This window comes from Niveispirillum sp., from assembly GCF_017996735.1.
Taxonomy (GTDB): Bacteria; Pseudomonadota; Alphaproteobacteria; order Azospirillales; family Azospirillaceae; genus Niveispirillum.
Genome location: NZ_JAGOGJ010000037.1, coordinates 25,650 through 46,974, shown reverse-complemented (window position 1 = coordinate 46,974; position 21,325 = coordinate 25,650). Strand labels below are relative to the sequence as shown.

Below are 21,325 nucleotides of genomic sequence, written 5' to 3'. Positions count from 1 at the left end.
TTCCTTCCGCCGGCCGGCCGGCGGGGATGGGTGCGAAAGGTGGGACATCCCTATTTCATCGGCACGGCCCGGCGGCCCTTCCATCCGGCGGCGGGGGCCTGGGGCAGCCGGCTTTCAGGGATCAGCGAGCGGATGCGCCGGGCAAAGGACCGCAGCGACACCTCGTTCCGGCCCAGCGGGCCGCTGGAATAGGCGCGGCCGGCCATGCCCTGCTGCACCCGTTCAATCAGGGCCTTGTCCTCGATATTGACCTGCCGGTTGATGCGCCAGTTGGCATAGCGCACGGCCTTCATCTCCCGCCGCGCGTCGGGGTGGACATAGGCGATCTCGCGGATCACGCTTTCGGTGGGCGAAGTCGGGATCCATTGCATGAAATCGATCTGGTCCGGATAGATGTCGAACGCCTGGTTGGGCCAGAGCTTGAAATAGGTCCAGAGCCGTTGCCGTTCCGCCGGCAGATGTGACACCGGGGGCAGGTATTTCTGATAGAAGCGTTCGGACAGGTTCTTGGATGGCGGGTCGATCAGATGCCCCCACATCTTGTCGACCCATTCCTTGGCTTCCAGCCCGTAGCCACGGCCGAACAGCCGGGTCAGGCCCGGATGGGCCACCGTGATGTGCAGGCTGTCGGAATAATTGTCGCCGACATTCTTCCAGTTGACCAGCCGTGGCCGCAGGGTGACGCGGCCCAGCGGCACCAGTTCCTCCAGCCGGTAGGGCTCGATCTCGTGCTCGTATGGCTTCATCATTTCCGCCACCGACGGGCCGCCACCATCCTCCAGCCGGATGAAGATGAAACCGTGGTAGATTTCATGCCCGACGGTCAGCAACGGGTAGTCCGCCAACTGGAAATCGGGGAACTCCGCGCGAAAGGGCACGCCCGTCAGGGCGCCTTGCGTGTTGTAGGTCCAGGCATGGTAGGGGCAGACGATACGTTTGCCGCAATTGCCGGCATCTCCGTCCAGCAGCCGCGCGGCGCGGTGGCGGCAGACATTGTGGAAGGCCCGGACCGTGCCATCATGCCCGCGTAGCACCACCACGCTTTCACCCAGGAAATTGAACGTGTGATAATCGCCGACATTCGGGATGTCGTTATTGTGGCAGACGATCTGCCAAGCGTGCCGGAAGATCACGTCCCGTTCGACATCCAGGAAATCGGCATCGCGATAGATCCATCCCGGCAGGCTGACATCATCGTCGGCATCCACCCCCTGTGTGGTCTGGTCGGCAAGGGTCCGGATCGCGTCAGCCATGGGTGCCTCCGTAGGATGGAATGGGATCGGCGGCCGTCACCGCTCTTGTTGAACATTCGTACAAGAGAGCGGTTTTCCTGTCAATCGCCAACTGTGTGGCGACGTTACCTTGCCATTGTTCACGACTGCCAACCCGCCCTTCGACCCGAAGACGCTTTCCGCGCGACAGGCCGGACAGGCGCGTGATAGACAGGTCAGCCGTTCAACAAGGAGAGTTGGAATGGCCGCGCCCACCCGCAAATTTTCCCGCATCCAGCCGGAAATGCGCCGGGAGCATCTGGTTGAGGCGACGCTGCGCTGTCTGGCGGAACATGGCCATGCCGGGGTGTCCGTGCGCAAGATCGCCGCCGCCGCCGACGTCTCCATCGGTCTCATCAACCATTATTATCCCAGCATCGACCAGTTGATCAGCCACGCCTATGAAACCCTGTCGGGCGGCATCGCCAACGGCCTGCTGGAAGCTTCGGAAAGCGGCGTTGGCCCGCGTGACAGCCTGTCTCGCTTCATTCAGGAAAGCTTTGGTCCCGCCGTCCTGAACCCCGACATGCTGGGCGTCTGGGTCGTGTTCTGGAGCATGGTGCGCCATTCGGCTGACATGCAAGCCGTTCAGCAGCGCACCTATGGCCAGTACCGGCAGGTGCTGGAACGTCATCTTGCCGCCCTGGCCCGGGACAACAACCTGACCGACATCAACATCCAGGCCGCCGCGACCGCGCTGAACGCGCTTCTGGACGGGCTGTGGCTGACATGGTGCCTCAATCCCCAGAATTTCAGTGTCGAGGATGGTGTGGCCATGTGCGAAGGGTGGGTCGATGCCTTTGCTGCCGGGGCCTTCCTGCCCCGACTGAAAGTTTGATCGCATCATCATTTCCGCTTGTTGATATTGAACGAACGATCAATAATCCTCCCGTCGCCGCAAACGAGGAGGAAGGGTGGGATGCGCATCGCTCGCCGGAAAAGCCTGCCCCCGTTGCGCTTGACCCGGTGGGATAGGGTAGGGATCATCGATCCATGACCGGCTTCCTGATCCGCCGCCTGTTCCTGGCGTTGGGCGTCGTCCTGGGGGCGACGGTGGCGATCTTCCTGCTGGTCTATGCCATTCCCGGCGATCCCGTGACGGTGGCGCTGGGCCCCCGCGCCACGGCGGAGATGCGTGCGCATTACCGCGTGCTGATGGGGCTGGAGCAGCCGCTGCCCGTACAACTCTGGCGCTTCCTGACCCGTGTGGCGCAGGGCGACCTGGGCACGGATATCTGGAGCGGGCTGCCGGTCACCACCATCCTGTGGGACGCGCTGCCCCATACCGTGGCCCTGGCCTGTGCCGGGCTGGGCACGGCCCTGTTCCTGGGCATTGCGCTGGGGTGCGTGGGTGCGGCGGCGAAGGGCAGCCTTGCCGACCATGTCATCGGCGTGCTGTCGGTCAGTTTTATCGCGCTGCCGCCGTTTCTTGTCGCAATCTACAGTCTTCTGATCTTTGCCGTCACCCTGAACTGGTTTCCCGCCATCGGGGCGGGGGAGGCGGGCAACCTGGGTGCCCGCCTGCATGCCCTTGTCCTGCCGGCCTTTGCCGTGGGGCTGGGCTGGGTCGGCTATATCGCCCGTATCGTGCGGTCATCGCTGATTGAGGTGATGCGGGAAAAGTATATGGAAACAGCCCGCGCCTTCGGCCTGCCGCCCGGCATGATCCTGTCGCGCTATGCCCTGCGGCTGGCGCTGGTGCCCGTGATCTCCATCGTCGGCGTGGGTTTCGGCTCGCTGCTGTCCGGCTCGGTATTCGCCGAGATCATCTTTGCCCGGCCCGGCATCGGCCGTGTCGTCTATGATGCCGTCCTGGCCCGCAACTATCCCGTGGTCAGCGGTGCCGTCGTGGTGACCGCGGGCCTCTACGCCCTTGCCATGCTGGTGACCGATCTGGTCACAGGCCTGCTGGATCATCGCACCCATGCCGCGCTCTGAACCTCCAAGGGCCCGACCATCCCGTTTCCGCCGCCGCTGGCGTGACCCGCTGGGCCTGTTCGGTCTGGTGGTCTGCGCCCTGATTGCGCTGGTCGCGGTCACGGCCGACATCATCAGTCCGCACGACCCCGCCCGCATCGCGGTTGCCCACAGGCTGGAAGGACCCAGCGCCCAGCATTGGCTGGGTACCGACCATCTGGGCCGGGATACCGCCTCGCGCATCATCACCGGAACCGAACGGCCATGGGTGTGGCCCTGCTGTCCATCGGCATCGCCGTGGTTGCGGGCACCCTGATCGGGCTGGTCGCCGGATACGGTCCGCGCTGGCTGGGCATGCTGCTGCTTCTGGTGCTGGACACAATCAGTTCATTACCCATGATCATGTTTGCGCTGGCTGTGCTGACCCTGCTGGGACCCGGATTATGGACCCTGGTCGGTACCATCGCCTTCTTCACGATACCCGGCTATGCAAGGCTGGTGCGGGCGCAGACCCTGGCGCTGCGCGACAGCCCCTTCATCCAGGCGGAACGGTCCATGGGGGCGGGTTTTCCGCGCATCCTTTTCATCCACCTGCTGCCCAATGTCATCGGCCCGCTGCTGGTGGTCATGACCATGGACATTCCCGTCGTCATCGGGCTGGAGGCAGGCTTGAGCTTTCTGGGCATCGGCATCCAGCCGCCGACGCCAAGCTGGGGCTCCATGCTGAATGACGGGTTCGTCTTCATCCGCAATACGCCGTTGCTGGTGGTGTTTTCCGGGCTGCCCATCGTGCTGGCCACGCTTTCCTTCACCTTCCTGGGGGAAGCGCTGCGGGAGCGGCTGGACCCCGCGACGCGGAGAGGGTGATGGCGGACAACGTTCTGGATATCGGCGACCTGCATGTTTCCTATGCCACCGACCGGGGGCCGCTGCGGGTTCTGCGCGGTGTCGGCCTGACGGTGGCCACGGGCGGGATCACGGGGATCGTGGGGGAAAGCGGCTGCGGCAAGTCCACCCTGATCGCCGCCATCCTGGGCCTGTTACCGGGCAACGCCGAAATCGGGGGCGGTTCCATCCGCCTGGATGGACAGGAACTGCTGGGGCTGGACGAGGCGGGGATGCGGCTTCTGCGGGGCAATGGCCTGGCCCTGATATCCCAGAACCCCATGGCGGCGTTCAATCCGGTGCTGACCATCGGCCGCCAGCTTACCGATATCCAGTATCGCCACGCCATCCCCACGGCGCTGAAGCGGCAGCGTATCGTGGACATGTTCGTCCGCGTCGGTATCGTCGATCCGGAACGCCGGCTTGCGGCCTATCCGGGGCAGTTGTCGGGCGGCATGCTGCAACGGGTGGCCATCGCGGCGGCTCTGCTGACACGTCCGCGCCTGCTGATCGCGGACGAGCCGACGACGGCGCTGGATGTGACCCTGGAAGCCCAGATACTGGCCCTGCTGCGGGCACAGCACGGAACCACCATCCTGTTCATCTCCCACCATCTGGGTGCCGTTGCGACGCTGTGCGATCAGGTGGCCGTGATGTATGCGGGAACCGTGGTGGAGACGGGGCCGGTGGCAAAGGTGTTCGCCGATCCGCGCCATCCCTACACGCGCCGTCTGATCGCCGCCGATCCTGGTCATCTGGCCATTGGCGGCGGGTTGCTGCCCACGATCCCCGGCCGCGTGCCCGACCTGACGCAACCGCCATCGGGATGCGTGTTCGCCCCCCCCGCTGCCTGGAGGTGGAGGGGCGATGCCGGACCCTGATGCCGGTCCTGCGCGATGTCGACCCTGGCCGACGCGTCGCCTGCCACCGGGTGTCGCCATGACGGGCCTGCTGGAAATCAACGAGCTTTGTGTGCGTGTCCCGCGTCCTGGTGCGCTGTGGCAGCGTCTGGGCGGGCGCAATCCGCCGCCGCTGGAAATCCTTTGTGGCGTCACCCTGGATCTGGCGGCCGGGGAGACACTGGCACTGGTGGGGGAAAGCGGGTCGGGCAAGACCACGCTGGCCCGCGCCATCATGGGGCTGCAGCCCTTCTGTGCCGGGTCGATCCGTTTCGAACAGGCGGTGCTGACGGGCCGGGGGCGGCGGCGCTGGCACCGGCTGCGCCGGCGCGCGGCGATGATCTTCCAGGACGCCGTCGCTTCGCTCAGCCCGCGCCTGACCGTGGGGCGCCTCGTGACGGAGCCGCTGTCCATCCATGGCCGCCCCATGGGGGACCGGGCGGCAGAGGCGGGGCGGCTGCTCTCCATGGTCGGCCTGTCGCCTGATATGGCGGGGCGTTATCCGCGCGAATTGTCGGGCGGGCAGGCACGGCGCGTCACCGTGGCCCGTGCCCTGGCGATGGAGCCGCGCCTGGTCATCGCCGATGAGCCGACGGCCGGCCTGGACGTATCGGTGCAGGCCGAAATCCTCAATCTGATGACCGGTCTGCAACGGGATCTGGGTGTCGCCTATCTGCTGATCACCCATAATCTGGCCGTGGTGCGCCATGTCAGCCATCGCATGGCGGTCCTGTATCTGGGCCATCTGGTGGAGGTTGGGGCCACCGCCGCCGTGACGGCGCGGCCCCGCCACCCCTATACGGCGGCCCTGCTGGCGTCGGAACCTTCCATCGATCCTGCCCGTCGTCCCGCCGGCCCCGCGCTTGATGGCGAGGTTCCAAGCCTTTTCGACAGGCCGCCGGGCTGCGCCTTCCATACGCGCTGCCGCCGGGCGACCGATCTCTGCCGCACCCTTCAGCCCCAGTTCCTGCCCGTGGATACGGGCCATGTCGTGGCCTGCCACCACCCGCTGGACTAGGGCTGTCTTCGGTTGATCGGAAACAGCCCCGACTTCCGTCAGCATTCGGGGACATTGACGGCCAGGCCGCCCAACGATGTCTCCTTGTAATGCTCGCTCATGTCGGCGCCGGTGCGGCGCATGGTTTCGATGACACGGTCCAGCGATACATGGTGGGAACCGTCGCCCATCATGGCCAGCCGGGAGGCATCCACCGCCTTGATCGCGCCCATGGCATTACGCTCGATGCAGGGAATCTGGACCAGCCCGCCGATCGGATCGCAGGTCAGACCCAGATTATGCTCCATGCCGATCTCGGCCGCGTTCTCGATCTGGGCCGCACTGCCGCCCAGGGCCGCCACCAATGCCCCGGCCGCCATGGAACAGGCGACCCCCACCTCTCCCTGGCAACCGACCTCGGCGGCGGAGATGCTGGCGTTGCGCTTGTACAGCCCGCCGATGGCAGCGGCCGTCAGCAGGAAACGGTGCCGCCCCTCCCGCGTGCCGTTGCAGAACCGGTCATAATAACGCAGCACCGCCGGAACAACGCCCGCCGCCCCGTTGGTGGGGGATGTCACGACCTTGCCGCCGGCCGCATTCTCCTCGTTCACGGCCAGGGCCCACAGGTTGATCCAGTCCAGCACGGACAGCGGATCGGTCAGCATCCGTTCCTGCCGGGCCAGCAGGTCGCGGTGCAGACGCCCCGCCCGGCGTTTCACCTTCAGCCCACCGGGCAGCAACCCGTCCTGGCGGATGCCCCGGTTGATGCAGGCTTCCATCGCCGCCCAGATCGTGTCCAGCCCGGCGCGGACCTCTGTTTCCGTCTGTCTGGCGCATTCATTGGCCAGGATGATGTCGGGGATGGAAAGGCCGGTCGTGGCCGCGATGGAAAGCAGGCCGTCCGCCGTCTCGTAATAATGGGGGGGTGGGGTGGTGCCGTTCCCCGCCTCCTGGTTCAAGCGGGCTTCATCCTCGTCCAGGACGAAACCGCCGCCGATGGAGTAATAGGTGCGGGCCGCGACCAGCGTGCCGTCGGCATCGAAGGCGCGCAGCAGCATGCCGTTGGGATGAAAGGGCAACCGTTCCCCGCCCCGCCATTCGATGTCGCGACCGGGATCAAAAATGATCTCCCGCGTGCCGCCCAGGGGCAGCCGGTGATGGGCCGTCACCCCGGCGACCAGGGTTTCGGCGGCGTCCGGGTCGACATCGGCCGGCTGGTGTCCGGCCAGACCGGTGATCACTGCGCTGTCGGTGGCATGCCCGCGCCCTGTCAGTGCCAGTGAGGCATAGAGCGTGACGATGACCCGGTCGGTATGGTCCAGCCAGCCTGTCCGGGCCAGCCGTGCCGTGAAGCGGAAGGCAGCCGTCATCGGCCCCATTGTATGCGAACTGCTAGGGCCGACGCCGATCTTGAACAGGTCGAAGACGCTGATTGTCATTTGTTTGCGGTGTCCGGCACCGCCGGGCGGTTTTGCCCGGCGGTGGATGTGGGGGGGTGAAAGGGTCAGGCGGCGTCGGTCCGGGGCAGGTACCCGTGAACCGGGCTGTTGGCGGGCCTGTCTTCCATGACGATGGCGGCCACCAGGCTTGCCGTCAGGGCCGACAGGGTCCAGCCAAGATGGCCGTGGCCGGTATTGTAATAGACGCCCGCAAGGCGGCCGCGGCCGACCCGTGGCATCATGTCGGGCATCATCGGGCGCAAACCGGCCCAGGGGACGGTGTCGCGGGTGCAAATGCCGGGGAACAGGGTCCGGCACCACTCGACCAGCGGGGCGATCCGGTCGGCGCGGATATCGCGGTTCTCGCCATTGAACTCCGCCGTTCCGGCAATGCGCAGCCGGTCTTCGCCAAGGCGGCTGCTGACGATCTTCGCGGCATCGTCCAGCAAACTGACCCGTGGCGCGGCGGCGCGGCTTTGCGCGTCGCCCAGATTGACGGTGATCGAATAGCCCTTCACGGGATAGACATTCACCGCATCCCCCAGCAGGGCGGCCAGCCCGCGCGACCCGACGCCGGCACAGATGACCACGGCGTCGAACCGGTCCTGCCGTGTCCCGGTCGGCCCCTCGCTGTCGATCTCTATCTCACGGCCGATGCGGCGCAGGCCTGTGACGCTGGTGGACAGAAGCAGCCGCCCGCCGCGCCGCGTCACCGCCCCCGCCAGACCGGTCGTATATTTATGGATGTCCCCCGTGAAGTCCGACGGGGTGAAGAAACCGCCGGCAAAGCGGCCGTGCAGGGCCGGCTCGATCTCTTTGATCTCCGCCGGCGTCACGGCCCGCCGGTCCAGTCCGCCGGCCAGCAGTAATTCGTTCACCGCCGCCGCGTGGCGAAGCCCGTCCGTGTCGCGATAGACATGCAGGATGCCGCGTCGTTCGATATCGAAATCGATGCCCTCCCGTTCCGCCATATCCAGAAGGTAGCGGCGCGCGGCGACTGCCATGCGCACCGTGGCGATGGTATTCTCGCTGTATTTCGGGATCGCCGTCAGGAACTCCGCGATCCAGCGATACTTGTGCGATGATGGCCAGGGGTTGAACAGCAGCGGCGCATCGGACCGCAGCATCCATTTCAGGCCCTTCAGCACCTGGCCCCAATGGGTCCACACTTCGGCATTGGAGGCCGACAACTGGCCGCCATTGGCGAAGCTGGTCTCCATGGCGGGATAGGCGTGCCGGTCGAACACGGTGACAGAAGCCCCGGCATCCAGAAGCTGATAGGCGGTGGTGACACCGGTAATGCCGGCGCCGATGATGGCGACATGGGTCATGGCTCTCCTTTCCCGCCCGGGGGGCGGGGGTCCATGCCCCATCCGTATCTTTGCCTGAGAGCTTCACCCGCCGCACCTCCTGTGCGGCAGGCTTTCTCCTTCGGCGGGCCGTGGAACCGTCCGGGTTCCCCGTCCACTCTTCGGATGTCGTCGGCCCCATGCGGTTCGGGTGCCTGAGAGATTCCGGGGCGGTTGCTCCTTCGGCGGCGGTCTTTGTGCCGCGCTCTCCCGCATGGGTGTTCCTGTCATCAGGCCTGAACCCGCCCGTCCGGTCAAGCCCGTTCCCGGCACGGGTCCGGCAAGGTCGCGCCATGGCCGCCGGCCCGGTCCGTCACCCCTTCGGGGCTTTCTTGCTATGTAAGAAATCCTGGCCGGGCCGGTCTGGCACCGGGGGTGTGGATATCCTATCAAAGTCCCACCGGTCGGCACGGGGTGCCGTTGCCCTCTGTTGACCGGAAAGGACAGGAGGAAATGACGCTTATGGCTTCCCCCACCCATGAGGATATCGCCCGGCGCCTTCGTGACGCCTATGACGCGGGCGCGGTGCCGCCGCTGCGTGACGGGCTGGACCCGCTGGATGCGGACGCCGCCTATGCGATCCAGACCATCAATACGCGTTTCTGGCAGGCACAGGGCCGCCGGATCGTCGGCCGGAAGGCCGGCCTGACGGCCAAGGCGGTGCAAAGCCAGTTGGGCGTCAGCCAGCCGGATTTCGGGGTGCTGTTCGATGACATGCGCATCGCCGATGGCGGCCGCCTGGACCCCGCGCGCGTGCTTCAACCCAAGGCAGAGGCCGAAGTGGCGCTGGTGCTGGCACAATCCCTGCCCGATCCGCAAACGGGGCCGGAGCAGGTGGCGGCTGCCGTCGCCAGCGTTCACGCCGCCATCGAAATCGTCGACAGCCGTATCGCCGACTGGAAGATCAGCTTCGCCGATACGGTCGCGGATAACGGTTCCTCGGCCTTCTTCGTGATTGCCGATGAAGGCCGGCCGCTGCCGGGTCTGGACCTGTATACCTGCGGCATGGTGATGGAGATCGACGGGACTGTCGCGTCCCTGGGGGCCGGTGCCGCCTGCCTGGGTCACCCGCTGAACGCGGCCGCCTGGCTGGCGCGCACCCTGGCGGCACGGGGGGAGCCGTTGCAGGCGGGTGATATCCTGCTGACGGGGGCGCTGGGTCCGATGGTGGCCCTGACGCCCGGTCAGACCGTCATGGCCAAGGTGGGCGGCCTGGGACACTGTTCCTTCACCTACGGCTGATCGGCGGGGAAGTGCTGGCCACGTATCATACCAGCGGCACGAAATCATGACCGATGGTCAAGCTTTCGTGCGCCTCAATCGCCGGCGGGTGCATCCGCGCCCTTGGCTACGCGGCATGGGCCGCGCGGCGGCAGTCGCCGCCGTACCATCGGTCAAGAATTTTGACCGATGGTATCGGGCAACCAAGCGCAAAGAAAAAGCCCCGGTCCGACATTGTCGAACCGGGGCTTTTTACTGGTCGGAGTGAGAGGATTCGAACCTCCGGCCTCTGCCTCCCGAAAGCAGCGCTCTACCAGGCTGAGCTACACTCCGTCACAAGTCCGCATCGTTTCGCCAGGGGCGTCGTTTGCGTGGGCGGCTGTATAGCGCCATCGAATGGCCCATGCAAGCACTAGATGACGTTTTCTCCCTCCCGCCTGCCCGCATGGCTGCCGCGCGGTTCCGCCGCCATTCCCCCCGGATGCAAAACGGCCGGGAAGGTCGCCCTTCCCGGCCGTGCAGACGATGCCCGATGCAGGGGCGATCAGTAGTCCCGGTCCACCACGAATTCCAGCACGTCCAACAAGGCCCGCTTCACGGGGCTGGCGGGGAACAGGCCCAGCGCGTCGCGTGCCACGGACACATAGTGTCGGGCGCGTTCCACGCTGTCATGCAGGGCGTTGTGCCCGTTCATCAGCGCGATGGCGCGGTCCAGGTCGCCATCGCCCTGGTCCAGGTCCTCCATAGTCCGGCGCCAGAAGGCCCGTTCCTCGTCATCGCCACGGCGGAAGGCCAGGACGATGGGCAGGGTGATCTTGCCCTCGCGGAAATCATCGCCGATGGTCTTGCCCAGCCGCGCCTGTGCCGCCGAATAATCCAGCACGTCATCGACCAGTTGGAAGGCAATGCCCAGGTTCAGGCCATACGAGCGCAAGGCTTCTTCCTCTGCCGCCGAACGGCCGGCGACAACGGCGCCGATGCGGCAGGCGGCGGCGAACAGTTCCGCCGTCTTGGCCTTGATGACTTCCAGATAGGCTTCCTCGCTCGTCTCCGTGTCGTTGGAGGTGGTGAGCTGCAGGACCTCGCCCTCGGCGATCACCGCCGATGCGTTCGACAGGATGCGCAGCACGTCCAGCGATCCGGCTTCCACCATCACCTGGAAGGCGCGGGAGAACAGGAAATCGCCGACAAGCACGGATGATTTGTTGCCGAAGACGGCGTTGGCGCTGGCCTGGCCACGGCGCAGGTCGCTTTCATCCACGACATCGTCATGCAGCAGCGTCGCCGTATGGATGAATTCCACGCAGGCCGCCAGCGGCTTGTGCGTGTCGCCCTGATATCCGCACATCTTGGCCGCGGCAAGCGTCAGCACGGGCCGCAGCCGCTTGCCGCCGCTGGCGATCAGATAGCCGGCCAGTTGCGGGATCAGGGCGACGGGCGACTGCATCCTGTCGACGATGATGTCGTTCACGTCGGCCAGATCCTGGGCCACCAGGGCGACCAGATTGTCGAGCGCGTTGGTGTCCGGCTTCCGGCGCTTGGGATCAAGGGTGGTCACAGTGGCCACGGGTCAAGGCTCCATCGCGAGAAGGCGGCATGGTGACAAGCCCGGTTGACGGGCCAGGGGATCGCGGGGGAGCATAGCGGGGAAGGCTGCCGGGTCAAGGCCCAGCCGCGTCCGCGCGCGGCATGTCCGCCTTGAAACTCCTGGTGATGGACTGACAATGCAACCGTTGATCCGAAGCAACGACCCGGTGGAACTGAGTTTCGCACAATCGGTCCTTGCCGATGCCGGTATCCCGTCCATCCTGCTGGACCAGCACACATCTGTTCTGGAAGGCAGCATCGGCGCGATTCCCCGCCGGCTCTGCGTGGCTGACGATGATCTGGACGCCGCGCGGGCGCTGTTGCGTGATGCCGGTCTGGTGGTGACGGCGTGACCGGTTGCGGGGATATCGATCGCACGGCCCTTCTGGGGGGGCGCGTCACTTTGTTCCAGCCCATCGGCGGCTACCGGGCCGCCATCGACCCCGTGCTGCTGGCCGCCGCCGTGCCGGCCCGGGTGGGGGAGGCGGTGCTGGAACTGGGCTGCGGCACGGGTGCCGCCCTCTTGTGCCTGGCGGCGCGGGTTCCCGGCCTGTCGGTCACGGGGGTGGAGATACAGGCCATGGCGGCGGCACTGGCCCGCCGGAGCGCGGCCGAGAGCGGGCTTGGCGACCGGGTATCGGTTCTGGACGGGGATATCGCCGCCCTGTCGCCGGACCTGCGGCCCAACAGCTTCGATCAGGTGATCAGCAACCCGCCCTTCTGGCCTGCCGGCCGTCACACGCCGTCGCCCAGCACCCACAAGGCCGTCAGCCATGGCGAGGGTTCGGGCGATCTGGCGATGTTTGTGCAGGCCGCGCTGCGCCTGCTGAAAAGCCGGGGGCGGCTGACCCTGATCTATCCGGCGGAGCGGCTGGACCATCTTCTGTCGCTGTTGACGGGGCGGTTCGGGGATATCCGTATCCTGCCCCTGTGGCCGCGTGCGGGACAGCCGGCCAGGCGTGTCATCGTGACGGCCCTGCGCGATGCCAGGGGCGCGCTTTCCTTGCTGCCGGGTCTGGTGCTGCATGGGCCGGAACAGGCCTACACCCCGCAGGTCGATGCCATCCTGCGCGATGCGGCCGCGCTGCCGGTGTGACGCTTCAATAACTGAGGGCGTATTTGGCCAGGATGCGGTCGCTGCTGCCATCGTCGCGCAGGCTTTGCAGGGCGCTGCGCAGGGTCGCGACCAGGGTCGGGTCGCAATCGCGGGAGCAACCCAGATGGATCTGATCCACGGTGATCGGGGTGCCGATGATCAGCGCCTCCGTCCGTCCCTCCCGCTGCCAGCGCCAGCGGATTTGCTGGGTGCCGCTGTACCAGCCATCGACCCTGCCGCTGGCCAGCATCTCGGTCTCCCGCGTGCCCAGCGGCGTGGTGACGATCAGGTCGCCGGGATAACCCCAGTCGCGCAACTGCTGTTCCTGTGCGCTGCCGGCCCCGACCACCAGGATCCGCCGGTCGCTGCGGGCCTGTTCCAGACTGTCGATGCGGTGTTTCAGGCTGGCGATGGCCCGTTCCATGCGGCAGACCGGCGCGATCCAGGTGAAACGTTCCGCCCGCGATGGCAGCCAGGTCAGGGGGGTGATCAACAGATCCTTGCCGCCCGTCACCATCTCCTGCGCGCGGCGCCAGGGGATGAAGGTGACCTTGGTTGCCAAACCCGCCCGCTCCGTCGCGGCCATGACCAGTTCCAGCACCGCTCCCCGCTCGGTTTCATTCTCCATCGCCATGGGCGGGCTCTGCACGGCCATCAGTTCAATAGCCGAGTTCTCGGCATGCGCGCAGAGGGGTAGGCCCTGCATCAATGCGAGGCTGCAGAATGCCGCCAGTGCATATACCAATGGTCGGGTAGGGGTTCGGTCGTTCGTCATAGATACAGGGTGCCCCTGCCGACGGGCAGGGTCAAACCTTCTTCCGGTTCTTTCGTATGGTCCGGCCCTACCGCAGGCGGGGGCGCATGCCCATCTCTGAATGGCGCCCATGGTCTGGAGGACAATTTCATATGCTTCGCCGTCTCAGGAAACTCGCCGGCCTCTCATTGTCCCCACTCGTGTCGGTCCTGCGTCTGTCGGGGACCATCGGGACGGGGCGGCGGGGGCTGTCGCTGGAAACGCTGGAGCAGGATATCTCCCGCGCCTTTGCGCCCACGGACCTGGCGGCCGTTGCCCTGTCCATCAATTCGCCCGGCGGGTCCCCGGTGCAGTCTGCCCTGATCGCCCGGCGTATCCGGGCCCTGGCGGCGGAAAAATCGGTGCCGGTCCTGGCCTTTGTCGAGGATGTGGCGGCCAGCGGTGGCTATTGGCTGGCCTGCGCCGCCGATGAGATCACGGCCGACGGGTGTTCCATCGTCGGGTCGATCGGCGTGGTATCGGCTGGATTCGGCTTTACCGGGTTGATCGACAAGCTGGGCGTGGATCGCAGGGTGCATACGGCGGGTACGTCCAAAGCCATGCTGGACCCGTTCCAGGCAGAAAGGCCCGACGATGTGGCGCACCTGAAATCGCTTCAGGCCGATATGCACGCGGCGTTCAAGCAATGGGTCCGTGACCGGCGGGGGGCGCGCCTGACGGCGCCGGAGACGGAATTGTTCGAAGGGGCGTTCTGGACGGGGCGGCGGTCGCTGGAACTGGGTCTGGTCGACCGGCTGGGCGATATGCGCACCACCCTGCGGGAACGGTTTGGCGAGAAGGTGCATGTCCACGTGGTCAATCCGCCGCGCGGGCCGGGCCTGGGCCGGTTCATCGGGATGGATGCGCGCTCGCTGACGGACGGGGTGGTGGATACGCTGGCCGAACGGGCCCTCTTCGCGCGGTACGGCATGTGATTTCGCTTGCTCCGATCTTCGGCTTCCCTCAATTCTGGCGCCCATGATCTCCTTGTCTAAAATCATCACCCTGGTCGGCATCCTGGCCATTGTCTGGTTTGCCTTCCGCCTGCTGGGCAAGGTCCAGCGGCAGCGGCAGGACGCGTTGCGCCGCAATGGCGGGGTCAAGGCCAATCCAAAGGGTGGGGCCGCCACCCGGGGCAAGACGACCGGCACCGACACGCAGGACATGGCGAAGTGTGATGTCTGCGGCGTCTATGTGGCGGCCGGCAGTGGCCGTTGCGGCACACCGGGCTGCCCCCGCTGACCCTTCCCTGTGCGCGACGTCACCGACGGACAGGGGCGCCGCCTTTATCCTGAAAGTGCGGAAGGGGAAGCTGTGCCGGGGACAATCCACCCCTAGGCGCGGGCATGGGGAAACGATAAGATGCGCCGATCATGACGCACGCCACCGAAACGACCGCCGGTCACACCGATATCAAGGCGGGTGATTGGATCGACCGCCGTCTGCCGGCGGCGTGGCGCCCCTATGCGCGGCTGGCCCGGCTGGACCGGCCCATCGGAACCTGGCTTTTGCTGCTGCCCTGCTGGTGGTCCATCGCCCTGGCAGCTCCCGCCGGGGGCTGGCCGGATTTCTGGCTGATGGCGCTGTTCGGCGTGGGTGCCGTTGTCATGCGCGGGGCGGGTTGTACCCTCAACGATATCCTGGACCGGCATCTGGATGCCAAGGTGGAGCGGACACGTGTGCGCCCCATCCCCAGCGGACAGGTGACGGTACGTCAGGCCGTCGGTTTTCTGGTGGCGCAGTTGCTGGTGGGCCTTGTCATCCTGTTGCAGTTGAACCCGTTTGCCATTGCGCTCGGGGCCGCGTCATTGCTGCTGGTCGGCGCCTATCCGCTGATGAAGCGTATCACCTGGTGGCCGCAGGCCTTTCTGGGGCTGACCTTCAATTGGGGCGCCCTGCTGGGCTGGGCGGCGGTTCGCGGTGACCTCGGTTGGCCGCCGCTTCTGCTTTATGCCGGCGGCATCCTGTGGACCCTGGGCTATGACACGATCTATGCCCATCAGGACCGGGAGGATGATGCCCATGTCGGGATCAAATCCACGGCCCTGCTGTTCGGCAACGATTCGCGGCGCTGGGTTGCCGGCTTCTATGCCGGGGCCTTTGTGCTCTGGCTGCTGGCGCTGGAGCCGACGGGCATGTTCTGGGGTATCGCCGTTCCGTTGCTGGTGACCGGCGCCTTGATGGTGATGCAGGTGCGCGGCTGGGACATGAACGATCCCGCCGACAGTCTGGCCCAGTTCAAGGCGGCGCGCTTCGTCGGCATGGCCCTGCTGGTCGCCATCATCGTCGGTATTGCCAGCCTGCCGCCCGTGCCGCATGGCGGCGGCGGGTTCGCGCCCGGCGGCAACCGGGGCCTGCCGCGCCCCTATATGCAGCAGCCGATGCTGCAGATGGCCGATCTTGCCATTGCCGCCAGCCGCCGCTGATCCCGCCGCCTTCATCCGCGCCCATACCGCGCCGGCACCTGTGCCGCTGCGCCCCGATATCATGCTGTGGCAGGCGACCGAGATCACGCCCATCTGGCACGCGACCGCCGACTGGCTGGACCGCAACGGCGTACCGCCGCCCTTCTGGGCCTTTCCCTGGGCTGGCGGTCAGGCGGTGGCAAAACTGATCGCCGATGACCCGGCACTGGTGGCCGGGAAAAGGGTTGTCGATTTCGCGGCCGGTTCCGGCCTGATCGCCATCGCCGCTATGAAGGCGGGGGCTGCCAGTGTCACGGCCCTGGATATCGATCCCTTCGCGGCGGCGGCCACGCAATTGAACGCCGTCCTGAACGGCGTGGCCGTGACGTCGGTTACCGAGGATCGGATCGGCCGGCCATTGCCGGGCGTGGATGTCCTGCTGGCCGGTGACGTCTGCTACGAACGGTCCTTTGCCGAGGCCGCGCTGGCCTGGTTCCGCGATCTGGCGCGGACGGGGATGCTGGTTCTGGTGGGGGATCCGGGCCGGGCCTATCTGCCGTCGCAGGGGTTGGTGAAGGTTGCCACCCATGACGTGCCGACCAGCCTGGAACTGGAAGACAAGCCGATCCGAAGCACCGATGTCTGGCGCGTACCCGCCCCTTGATGTCAGTGGCCGCCCAACCTGGCCGCCGGGCTTTGTTCCAGGGAGCGGACGATGTGGCTGGCAAGCAGGTCCACCGCCTTCGACGGGGCGCCGGGCCGCCGGTGCAGGGCGATCTCCATATCGGTCAGGTCGGGCAGGCCCAGGCTGGCATCCACCACCTGGAACCCGGCGGCCAGCATGTCGCGTGACAGGATAGTGATGCCCAGGCCGGCGCTGACGGCGGCCTGGATGCCGGCAAGGCTGGGGCTGGTATAGGCGATGCGCCAAGGAATGCCCGATCGTTCCAGCGCTTCCAGCGCGCGGCGGCGGTAAAGGTCAGGTGACGGGGCCAGCACCAGCGGCACCGGCTGTTCCGGTGACAGCAGCAGCCGGGGGGAGGCCGCCCAGACCAGCGGTTCACGCCAGACCCGCAACCCGTCGCCGGGGCCCTGTGGTTCCCGCTTGCACAGGATCAGGTCAAAATCCCCCTGGGCAAAGCCGTCCAGCAGATTGGCCGTGAAGTCGCACCGCACCTCCAGCGCCACCTGCGGATGGGCGCGGGCGAAGCGGAACAGAATGTCCGGCAGGTGGGTGGTGGCGAAATCCTCCGGCGTGCCCAGGCGGACCGCACCGCCCACCTCCGGCTCCATCAGCGCCGCGCTGGCTTCACCCGCCAGACTGAGAAGCCGGCGGGCATAGGTCAGCAATTGCTCCCCCTCCGCCGTCATCTCGAACGACTTGCCGTCCCGCTGGAACAGCCGGCGGCCCAGCCCGTCCTCCAGCCGCTTCATCTGCAGGCTGACCGTGGACTGGGTTCGGCCCAACCGTTCGGCGGCGCGTGTCACGCCCCCCGCCTCCACGATGGTGACGAAACTGCGCAGCAGGTCCAGATCGAAGGGCAGCTGGGGGACGGGCATGGGGCTTATCCAATCAAGGCGCGGCAGACCATCAGGTAAAGCGGGATGCCGACCAGGATGTTGAAGGGAAAGGTGACGGCCAGCGACAAGGGCAGCGAGAGGCCCGGATCAGCATCCGGCAATGCATGACGCAGCGCGGCCGGTACCGCAATGTAGGAGGCGGACGCGCAAAGCGTCACCAGCAAGGCCGCATCGCCCAGCCCCAGGCCCAGCGGCAGGGCGGCCGACAGACCGATCACCGCGCCCAGCAGCGGCATGACCAGCCCGAAGCCCAGCAGCCGCAGGTTCAGGGCTGCCGCCTGACGCATCCGGCTGGCCGCCAGATGGCCCATGTCCAGCAGGAACAGGCACAAAGCCCCATCCCACGGCGCCACGAACAGGCCCGACAGCTTGGCAAGACCCGGCGTGCCGATCGCCAGCCCCACGACCAGCGACCCGGCCAGCAGCAGGATCGACCCGTTGAACGCCGCCTCCCGCAGGGCCGAAGGCAGGCCCCCGCCGCCCATGTTCACGGCCATGGTGCCGCCCGCCTGCTCTGTCCCGCTGCGGGCCAGCATGCCGACGCGGCCGGAAAGCAGAAGGCCGGTGATGATGGCCGGCGCCTCCATGATGGCCAGCGCCGCCACCATATGGCCGCCGAAACTGATCCCCCGTGCCTCCAGCAACTTTGTCGCCGTCACGAAGGTGACCAGGCTGACCGATCCATAATGGGCGGCGATGGCGGCGGCGTTGACACGATCCAGCCCCACCGGCCCGCGCAGCAGCGCGAAGGCCAGGGCCGGCATGGCAAAGCTGATCAGGGCCGCCGTCAGCAGCAGCGGCAACACCGCCGCCAGGGAGGCGCCGGCCAGCGCCACCCCGCCCTTCAACCCGATGGCGACCAGGAGATAGGCCGCCAGCGCCTTGCCGAACCCGTCGGGAAAGGGAAGGCGGGCACCGGCCAGCGCCATCAGGGCCCCCAGCCCGAAAAACAGGATCGGCGCGGACAATAATGCATCCATCTCTCATCTCTCCCACGAAGTGACCGGCGGGGACCATAGGGAGGAGGTTTCATTCTGTGAAATTGATATATTTTTCCACATTGATTGAAAAAATCAATGGCACGGGAAGTGCGGCCGCGACGGGCTGCCCGCTTGACCCGGCGGTCCCCGGCACCGATGTTACGGCCCGACCCGATACCGGAACCTGCAAAGGCCCATCATGCCCTATGCCTCCCTGCGTGACTTCATGGCCCGCCTGGAACAGGAGGGGCGGCTGGTGCGCGTGACGGAACCCGTTTCCACCGTGCTGGAAATGACGGAGATCCATACAAGGCTGCTGGCGGAAAAGGGGCCGGCCGTGCTGTTTGAGAATGTGATCCGGGAGGATGGCACGAAGAGCCCCATGCCCGTGCTGATCAACCTGTTCGGGACCGTGGAGCGCGTGGCCTGGGGCATGGACCGGGAGCCGCATGAACTGCGCCAGGTGGGGGAGACGCTGGCCTTCCTGAAGCAGCCGGAGCCGCCGCGCGGGCTGAAGGAGGCGTTCCAGCTTTTGCCGCTGGCCAAGCAGGTGATGGCCATGCGGCCGGGTTCCGTGTCCAGGGCGCCGTGTCAGGAGGTGGTGCTGACGGGCGATGATGTGGACCTGTCAATCCTGCCCATCCAGTCCTGCTGGCCGGGGGAGCCGGCACCGCTGATCACCTGGCCCCTGATCGTCACCAAGGGGCCGTCAGACAGCCGCGAGGATAATTTCAACCTCGGCATCTATCGTATGCAGCGGCTGGGCCGGAACAAGACCATCATGCGCTGGCTGAAGCATCGTGGCGGCGCGCAGCATCATCAGCGCTGGAAACAGTCGGGCAAGCGGGAGCCGCTGCCCGCTGCCGCCGTGCTGGGCGCCGATCCCGGCACCATCCTGGCCGCTGTGACGCCGGTGCCGGAGACCCTGTCGGAATACCAGTTCGCGGGCCTGCTGCGCGGGAAGCGTGTCGATCTGGTCGAGTGCAAGACCGTCCCGTTAAAGGTGCCGGCAACGGCGGAGATCGTGCTGGAGGGCTATGTCAGCCTGGACGAATATGCCGACGAGGGGCCGTATGGCGACCATACCGGCTATTACAACTCGGTCGAGCCGTTCCCCGTCTTTACTGTCACGGCCATCACCATGCGCCGCGACCCGATCTATCTCTCCACCTTCACCGGACGGCCGCCGGATGAGCCCAGCGTTCTGGGCGAGGCGCTGAACGAAGTGTTCATTCCGCTGTTGCAGCAGCAATTCCCGGAGATCGTGGATTTCTGGCTGCCGCCGGAGGGCTGTTCCTACCGGATCGCGGTCGTGTCGATGAAGAAGGCCTATCCGGGCCATGCCAAGCGCGTGATGATGGGCGTATGGTCCTTTCTGCGGCAGTTCATGTACACGAAATGGGTCATCGTGGTTGATGACGACATCAATGCGCGGGACTGGAAGGACGTGATGTGGGCCGTCAGTACCCGCATGGACCCTGTCCGCGACATCACCATGATCGAGGGGACGCCCATCGATTACCTGGATTTTGCCAGCCCCGAATCGGGATTGGGCGGTAAGGTCGGATTGGACGCCACCAACAAGCTGCCGCCCGAAACGCACCGCGAATGGGGGGAGAAGCTGCATATGGACCGGCAGGTGGTCGACAAGGTCAGCGACATGTGGGGGCGTCTGGGCCTGCCCGGATCGGGCAAGCCGATCTGGCGTTGACGCGGGGGCTATCAGTCCGCCATCTCCACCCGGATCGCCATCATCTCCGCCTTATTGTCCAGGAACAGGGTGGCCAGGTTCGGGTCGAGATGAGTACCCGACACCTCAGCGATATAGGCCAGAGCCTTGTCCATGGGCCATGGCTGCTTGTAGGGCCGGTGCGACAGCAGGGCGTCGAATACATCGCAGACGGCAACCAGCCGGCCCGACAGCGGGATCGCGTCCCCCGCCAGCCCGTTCGGATAGCCGTTGCCATCCCATTTCTCATGGTGGGACAGCGCGATCTCCGATGCCAGATCCAGCAATGGCAGGCCGCTATCCGCCAGGATCTGGGCGCCGAGTGTGCAATGGGTCTTCATGATGGACCATTCGTCGTGGTCCAGCTTTCCGGGCTTCAGCAGGACGCGGTCGGGAATGCCGATCTTGCCGATATCATGCAGGGGGGCGGCGGCGGCCAGGTTGCCCGCGAAATCGCCTCCGGCCCCAGCCAGTTCCGCCAGCCGTGAGGACAGCCGGCCGATACGGGCCACATGCCGTCCCGTATCCTCGTCCCGGAACTCCCCGGCATTGCACAGCCGGTGAATGATCTCTGCGCGTGTGCGTTCCAGTTCCGCCGTGCGTTCGCTGACCAGTTGTTCCAGTTGCCGGGACAAGGCGCGCTGGCTCCGGTGCAGTACATGCAGCCGCATCAGGTTGCGCGCGCGGATCAGCAATTCCCAGTCGGTGAAGGGCTTGGTGACATAGTCGATGGCCCCCAGTTCCAGCGCGCGACGCCGGTTCGCGGCAATGTCATGGGCCGTGATGATCAGGATCGGTGGTGTCTCGGCACCCAGAATGGAGGTCAGTTCCGCCATGAAGCCCGGCCCATCCAGGCCGGGCATGCAGTAATCGAGAAGAATTAGATCCGGAGGCGCTTGCCGGCAAAGGTCCAACCCGATGCGGGGATCGGTCGTGGCTGATATATGGGCCAATCCGGCGCGCCGCAACGTACAAACCAAGTAGTCGACACTGACCTGCATATCATCAATCACGAGTATTCGCGCCGTTCTCAGCGAATTATCGACTTCGATGCATCCGTCCGCAGGCATAGGCAGTCACCGCTTATCGAAGAAAGCTGGTCAGGCTCTCACAATCCATACCATGACGGCACAATATCCACCGTTGGTTCCTGGCCGCTGGATTATGGCTCTCGAC

General features: G+C 66.2%; 22 protein-coding genes, 1 tRNA gene and 1 riboswitch. Of the genes, 14 read left to right on the top strand and 9 right to left on the bottom strand.

Annotated features, from left to right (window positions below):
• Positions 1-50: 50 nt before the first annotated feature.
• Positions 51-1,253 (bottom strand): aromatic ring-hydroxylating dioxygenase subunit alpha, encoded by a 1,203-nt coding sequence (locus tag KBA48_RS13985; RefSeq protein WP_292907338.1) that lies wholly within the window; start codon positions 1,251-1,253, stop codon positions 51-53.
• A 220-nt stretch (positions 1,254-1,473) separates the two neighbouring features.
• Here KBA48_RS13985 and KBA48_RS13980 point away from each other — a divergent pair, with 220 nt between their 5' ends.
• The 6 genes from KBA48_RS13980 (at position 1,474) to KBA48_RS13955 (ending at position 5,990) form a co-directional block, all read left to right on the top strand.
• Positions 1,474-2,109: a TetR family transcriptional regulator C-terminal domain-containing protein gene (locus KBA48_RS13980; protein WP_292907336.1), complete on the top strand. Its 636-nt coding sequence runs from the start codon at positions 1,474-1,476 to the stop codon at positions 2,107-2,109.
• Positions 2,110-2,264: 155 nt separating this feature from the next.
• Positions 2,265-3,209, top strand: coding sequence for an ABC transporter permease (locus KBA48_RS13975; RefSeq protein ID WP_292907334.1), 945 nt, complete (start codon positions 2,265-2,267; stop codon positions 3,207-3,209).
• Complete coding sequence (locus KBA48_RS13970) at positions 3,196-3,504, top strand: hypothetical protein (protein WP_292907332.1); 309 nt, start codon at positions 3,196-3,198, stop codon at positions 3,502-3,504. The genes KBA48_RS13975 and KBA48_RS13970 overlap by 14 nt, the downstream gene beginning before the upstream one ends.
• The gene (locus KBA48_RS13965) at positions 3,453-4,055 is read left to right on the top strand and encodes an ABC transporter permease (protein ID WP_292907330.1); all 603 of its coding nucleotides are present in this window, start codon (positions 3,453-3,455) and stop codon (positions 4,053-4,055) included. The genes KBA48_RS13970 and KBA48_RS13965 overlap by 52 nt, the downstream gene beginning before the upstream one ends.
• Entirely contained in the window at positions 4,055-4,954 is a 900-nt protein-coding gene (locus KBA48_RS13960) for an ABC transporter ATP-binding protein (RefSeq protein ID WP_292907328.1), read from the top strand. The genes KBA48_RS13965 and KBA48_RS13960 overlap by 1 nt, the downstream gene beginning before the upstream one ends.
• A gap of 58 nt (positions 4,955-5,012) precedes the next feature.
• On the top strand, positions 5,013-5,990 hold the full coding sequence (locus KBA48_RS13955; RefSeq protein ID WP_292907326.1) for an ABC transporter ATP-binding protein: 978 nt from the start codon (positions 5,013-5,015) through the stop codon (positions 5,988-5,990).
• Positions 5,991-6,028: 38 nt separating this feature from the next.
• Here the strand turns inward: KBA48_RS13955 and KBA48_RS13950 are convergent, their stop codons facing one another.
• Together KBA48_RS13950 and KBA48_RS13945 are read right to left on the bottom strand one after the other, a co-directional pair.
• Positions 6,029-7,408 carry an L-serine ammonia-lyase gene (locus tag KBA48_RS13950; protein ID WP_292907324.1) on the bottom strand — a complete coding sequence of 460 codons (1,380 nt, stop codon included), beginning with the start codon at positions 7,406-7,408 and terminating at the stop codon, positions 6,029-6,031.
• A 65-nt stretch (positions 7,409-7,473) separates the two neighbouring features.
• On the bottom strand, positions 7,474-8,739 hold the full coding sequence (locus KBA48_RS13945) for a D-amino acid dehydrogenase (RefSeq protein ID WP_292907322.1): 1,266 nt from the start codon (positions 8,737-8,739) through the stop codon (positions 7,474-7,476).
• A 151-nt stretch (positions 8,740-8,890) separates the two neighbouring features.
• A riboswitch (glycine riboswitch) is annotated at positions 8,891-8,980 on the bottom strand.
• Between the two features lie 239 nt (positions 8,981-9,219).
• Here KBA48_RS13945 and KBA48_RS13940 point away from each other — a divergent pair.
• Complete coding sequence (locus tag KBA48_RS13940) at positions 9,220-9,999, top strand: fumarylacetoacetate hydrolase family protein (protein WP_292907320.1); 780 nt, start codon at positions 9,220-9,222, stop codon at positions 9,997-9,999.
• Between the two features lie 235 nt (positions 10,000-10,234).
• On the opposite strand, the gene KBA48_RS13935 is transcribed toward KBA48_RS13940, so the two are convergent.
• Together KBA48_RS13935 and KBA48_RS13930 are read right to left on the bottom strand one after the other, a co-directional pair.
• Positions 10,235-10,311: transfer RNA gene (locus tag KBA48_RS13935), tRNA-Pro, on the bottom strand.
• A gap of 211 nt (positions 10,312-10,522) precedes the next feature.
• A complete protein-coding gene (locus KBA48_RS13930) occupies positions 10,523-11,545 on the bottom strand; it encodes a polyprenyl synthetase family protein (protein ID WP_292907318.1) in 1,023 nt (340 codons plus the stop codon).
• Positions 11,546-11,702: 157 nt separating this feature from the next.
• Between KBA48_RS13930 and KBA48_RS13925 the strand changes: the two genes are divergently transcribed.
• Both KBA48_RS13925 and KBA48_RS13920 read left to right on the top strand, forming a co-directional pair.
• Entirely contained in the window at positions 11,703-11,918 is a 216-nt protein-coding gene (locus KBA48_RS13925) for a DUF2007 domain-containing protein (protein ID WP_292907316.1), read from the top strand.
• A complete protein-coding gene (locus KBA48_RS13920) occupies positions 11,915-12,661 on the top strand; it encodes a methyltransferase (RefSeq protein WP_292907314.1) in 747 nt (248 codons plus the stop codon). Before KBA48_RS13925 ends, KBA48_RS13920 begins: the two co-directional genes overlap by 4 nt.
• A gap of 4 nt (positions 12,662-12,665) precedes the next feature.
• Here KBA48_RS13920 and KBA48_RS13915 read toward each other — a convergent pair whose 3' ends face one another.
• Positions 12,666-13,367 (bottom strand): ABC transporter substrate-binding protein, encoded by a 702-nt coding sequence (locus KBA48_RS13915; RefSeq protein WP_292907312.1) that lies wholly within the window; start codon positions 13,365-13,367, stop codon positions 12,666-12,668.
• Between the two features lie 248 nt (positions 13,368-13,615).
• On the opposite strand from KBA48_RS13915, the gene KBA48_RS13910 reads away from it, so the two are divergent.
• The 4 genes from KBA48_RS13910 to KBA48_RS13895 all read left to right on the top strand — a co-directional run bounded on the left by KBA48_RS13910 (position 13,616) and on the right by KBA48_RS13895 (position 16,523).
• Positions 13,616-14,389, top strand: coding sequence for a S49 family peptidase (locus KBA48_RS13910; protein WP_367273837.1), 774 nt, complete (start codon positions 13,616-13,618; stop codon positions 14,387-14,389).
• 52 nt (positions 14,390-14,441) lie between these two features.
• Positions 14,442-14,696 (top strand): hypothetical protein, encoded by a 255-nt coding sequence (locus KBA48_RS13905; protein ID WP_292907308.1) that lies wholly within the window; start codon positions 14,442-14,444, stop codon positions 14,694-14,696.
• A 131-nt stretch (positions 14,697-14,827) separates the two neighbouring features.
• Positions 14,828-15,880: a 4-hydroxybenzoate octaprenyltransferase gene (gene ubiA / locus KBA48_RS13900; protein ID WP_292907306.1), complete on the top strand. Its 1,053-nt coding sequence runs from the start codon at positions 14,828-14,830 to the stop codon at positions 15,878-15,880.
• Positions 15,855-16,523 (top strand): methyltransferase, encoded by a 669-nt coding sequence (locus tag KBA48_RS13895; RefSeq protein WP_292907304.1) that lies wholly within the window; start codon positions 15,855-15,857, stop codon positions 16,521-16,523. The genes ubiA and KBA48_RS13895 overlap by 26 nt, the downstream gene beginning before the upstream one ends.
• A gap of 2 nt (positions 16,524-16,525) precedes the next feature.
• On the opposite strand, the gene KBA48_RS13890 is transcribed toward KBA48_RS13895, so the two are convergent.
• Positions 16,526-17,419, bottom strand: a complete 894-nt coding sequence (locus tag KBA48_RS13890; RefSeq protein ID WP_292907302.1) for a LysR substrate-binding domain-containing protein — start codon at positions 17,417-17,419, stop codon at positions 16,526-16,528.
• Positions 17,420-17,424: 5 nt separating this feature from the next.
• Positions 17,425-18,420 carry a sodium-dependent bicarbonate transport family permease gene (locus tag KBA48_RS13885; RefSeq protein WP_292907300.1) on the bottom strand — a complete coding sequence of 332 codons (996 nt, stop codon included), beginning with the start codon at positions 18,418-18,420 and terminating at the stop codon, positions 17,425-17,427.
• Positions 18,421-18,619: 199 nt separating this feature from the next.
• Between KBA48_RS13885 and KBA48_RS13880 the strand changes: the two genes are divergently transcribed.
• The gene (locus KBA48_RS13880) at positions 18,620-20,131 is read left to right on the top strand and encodes a UbiD family decarboxylase (protein ID WP_292907298.1); all 1,512 of its coding nucleotides are present in this window, start codon (positions 18,620-18,622) and stop codon (positions 20,129-20,131) included.
• Positions 20,132-20,142: 11 nt separating this feature from the next.
• Here the strand turns inward: KBA48_RS13880 and KBA48_RS13875 are convergent, their stop codons facing one another.
• Complete coding sequence (locus KBA48_RS13875; protein WP_292907296.1) at positions 20,143-21,219, bottom strand: HD domain-containing phosphohydrolase; 1,077 nt, start codon at positions 21,217-21,219, stop codon at positions 20,143-20,145.
• Positions 21,220-21,325: the final 106 nt, after the last annotated feature.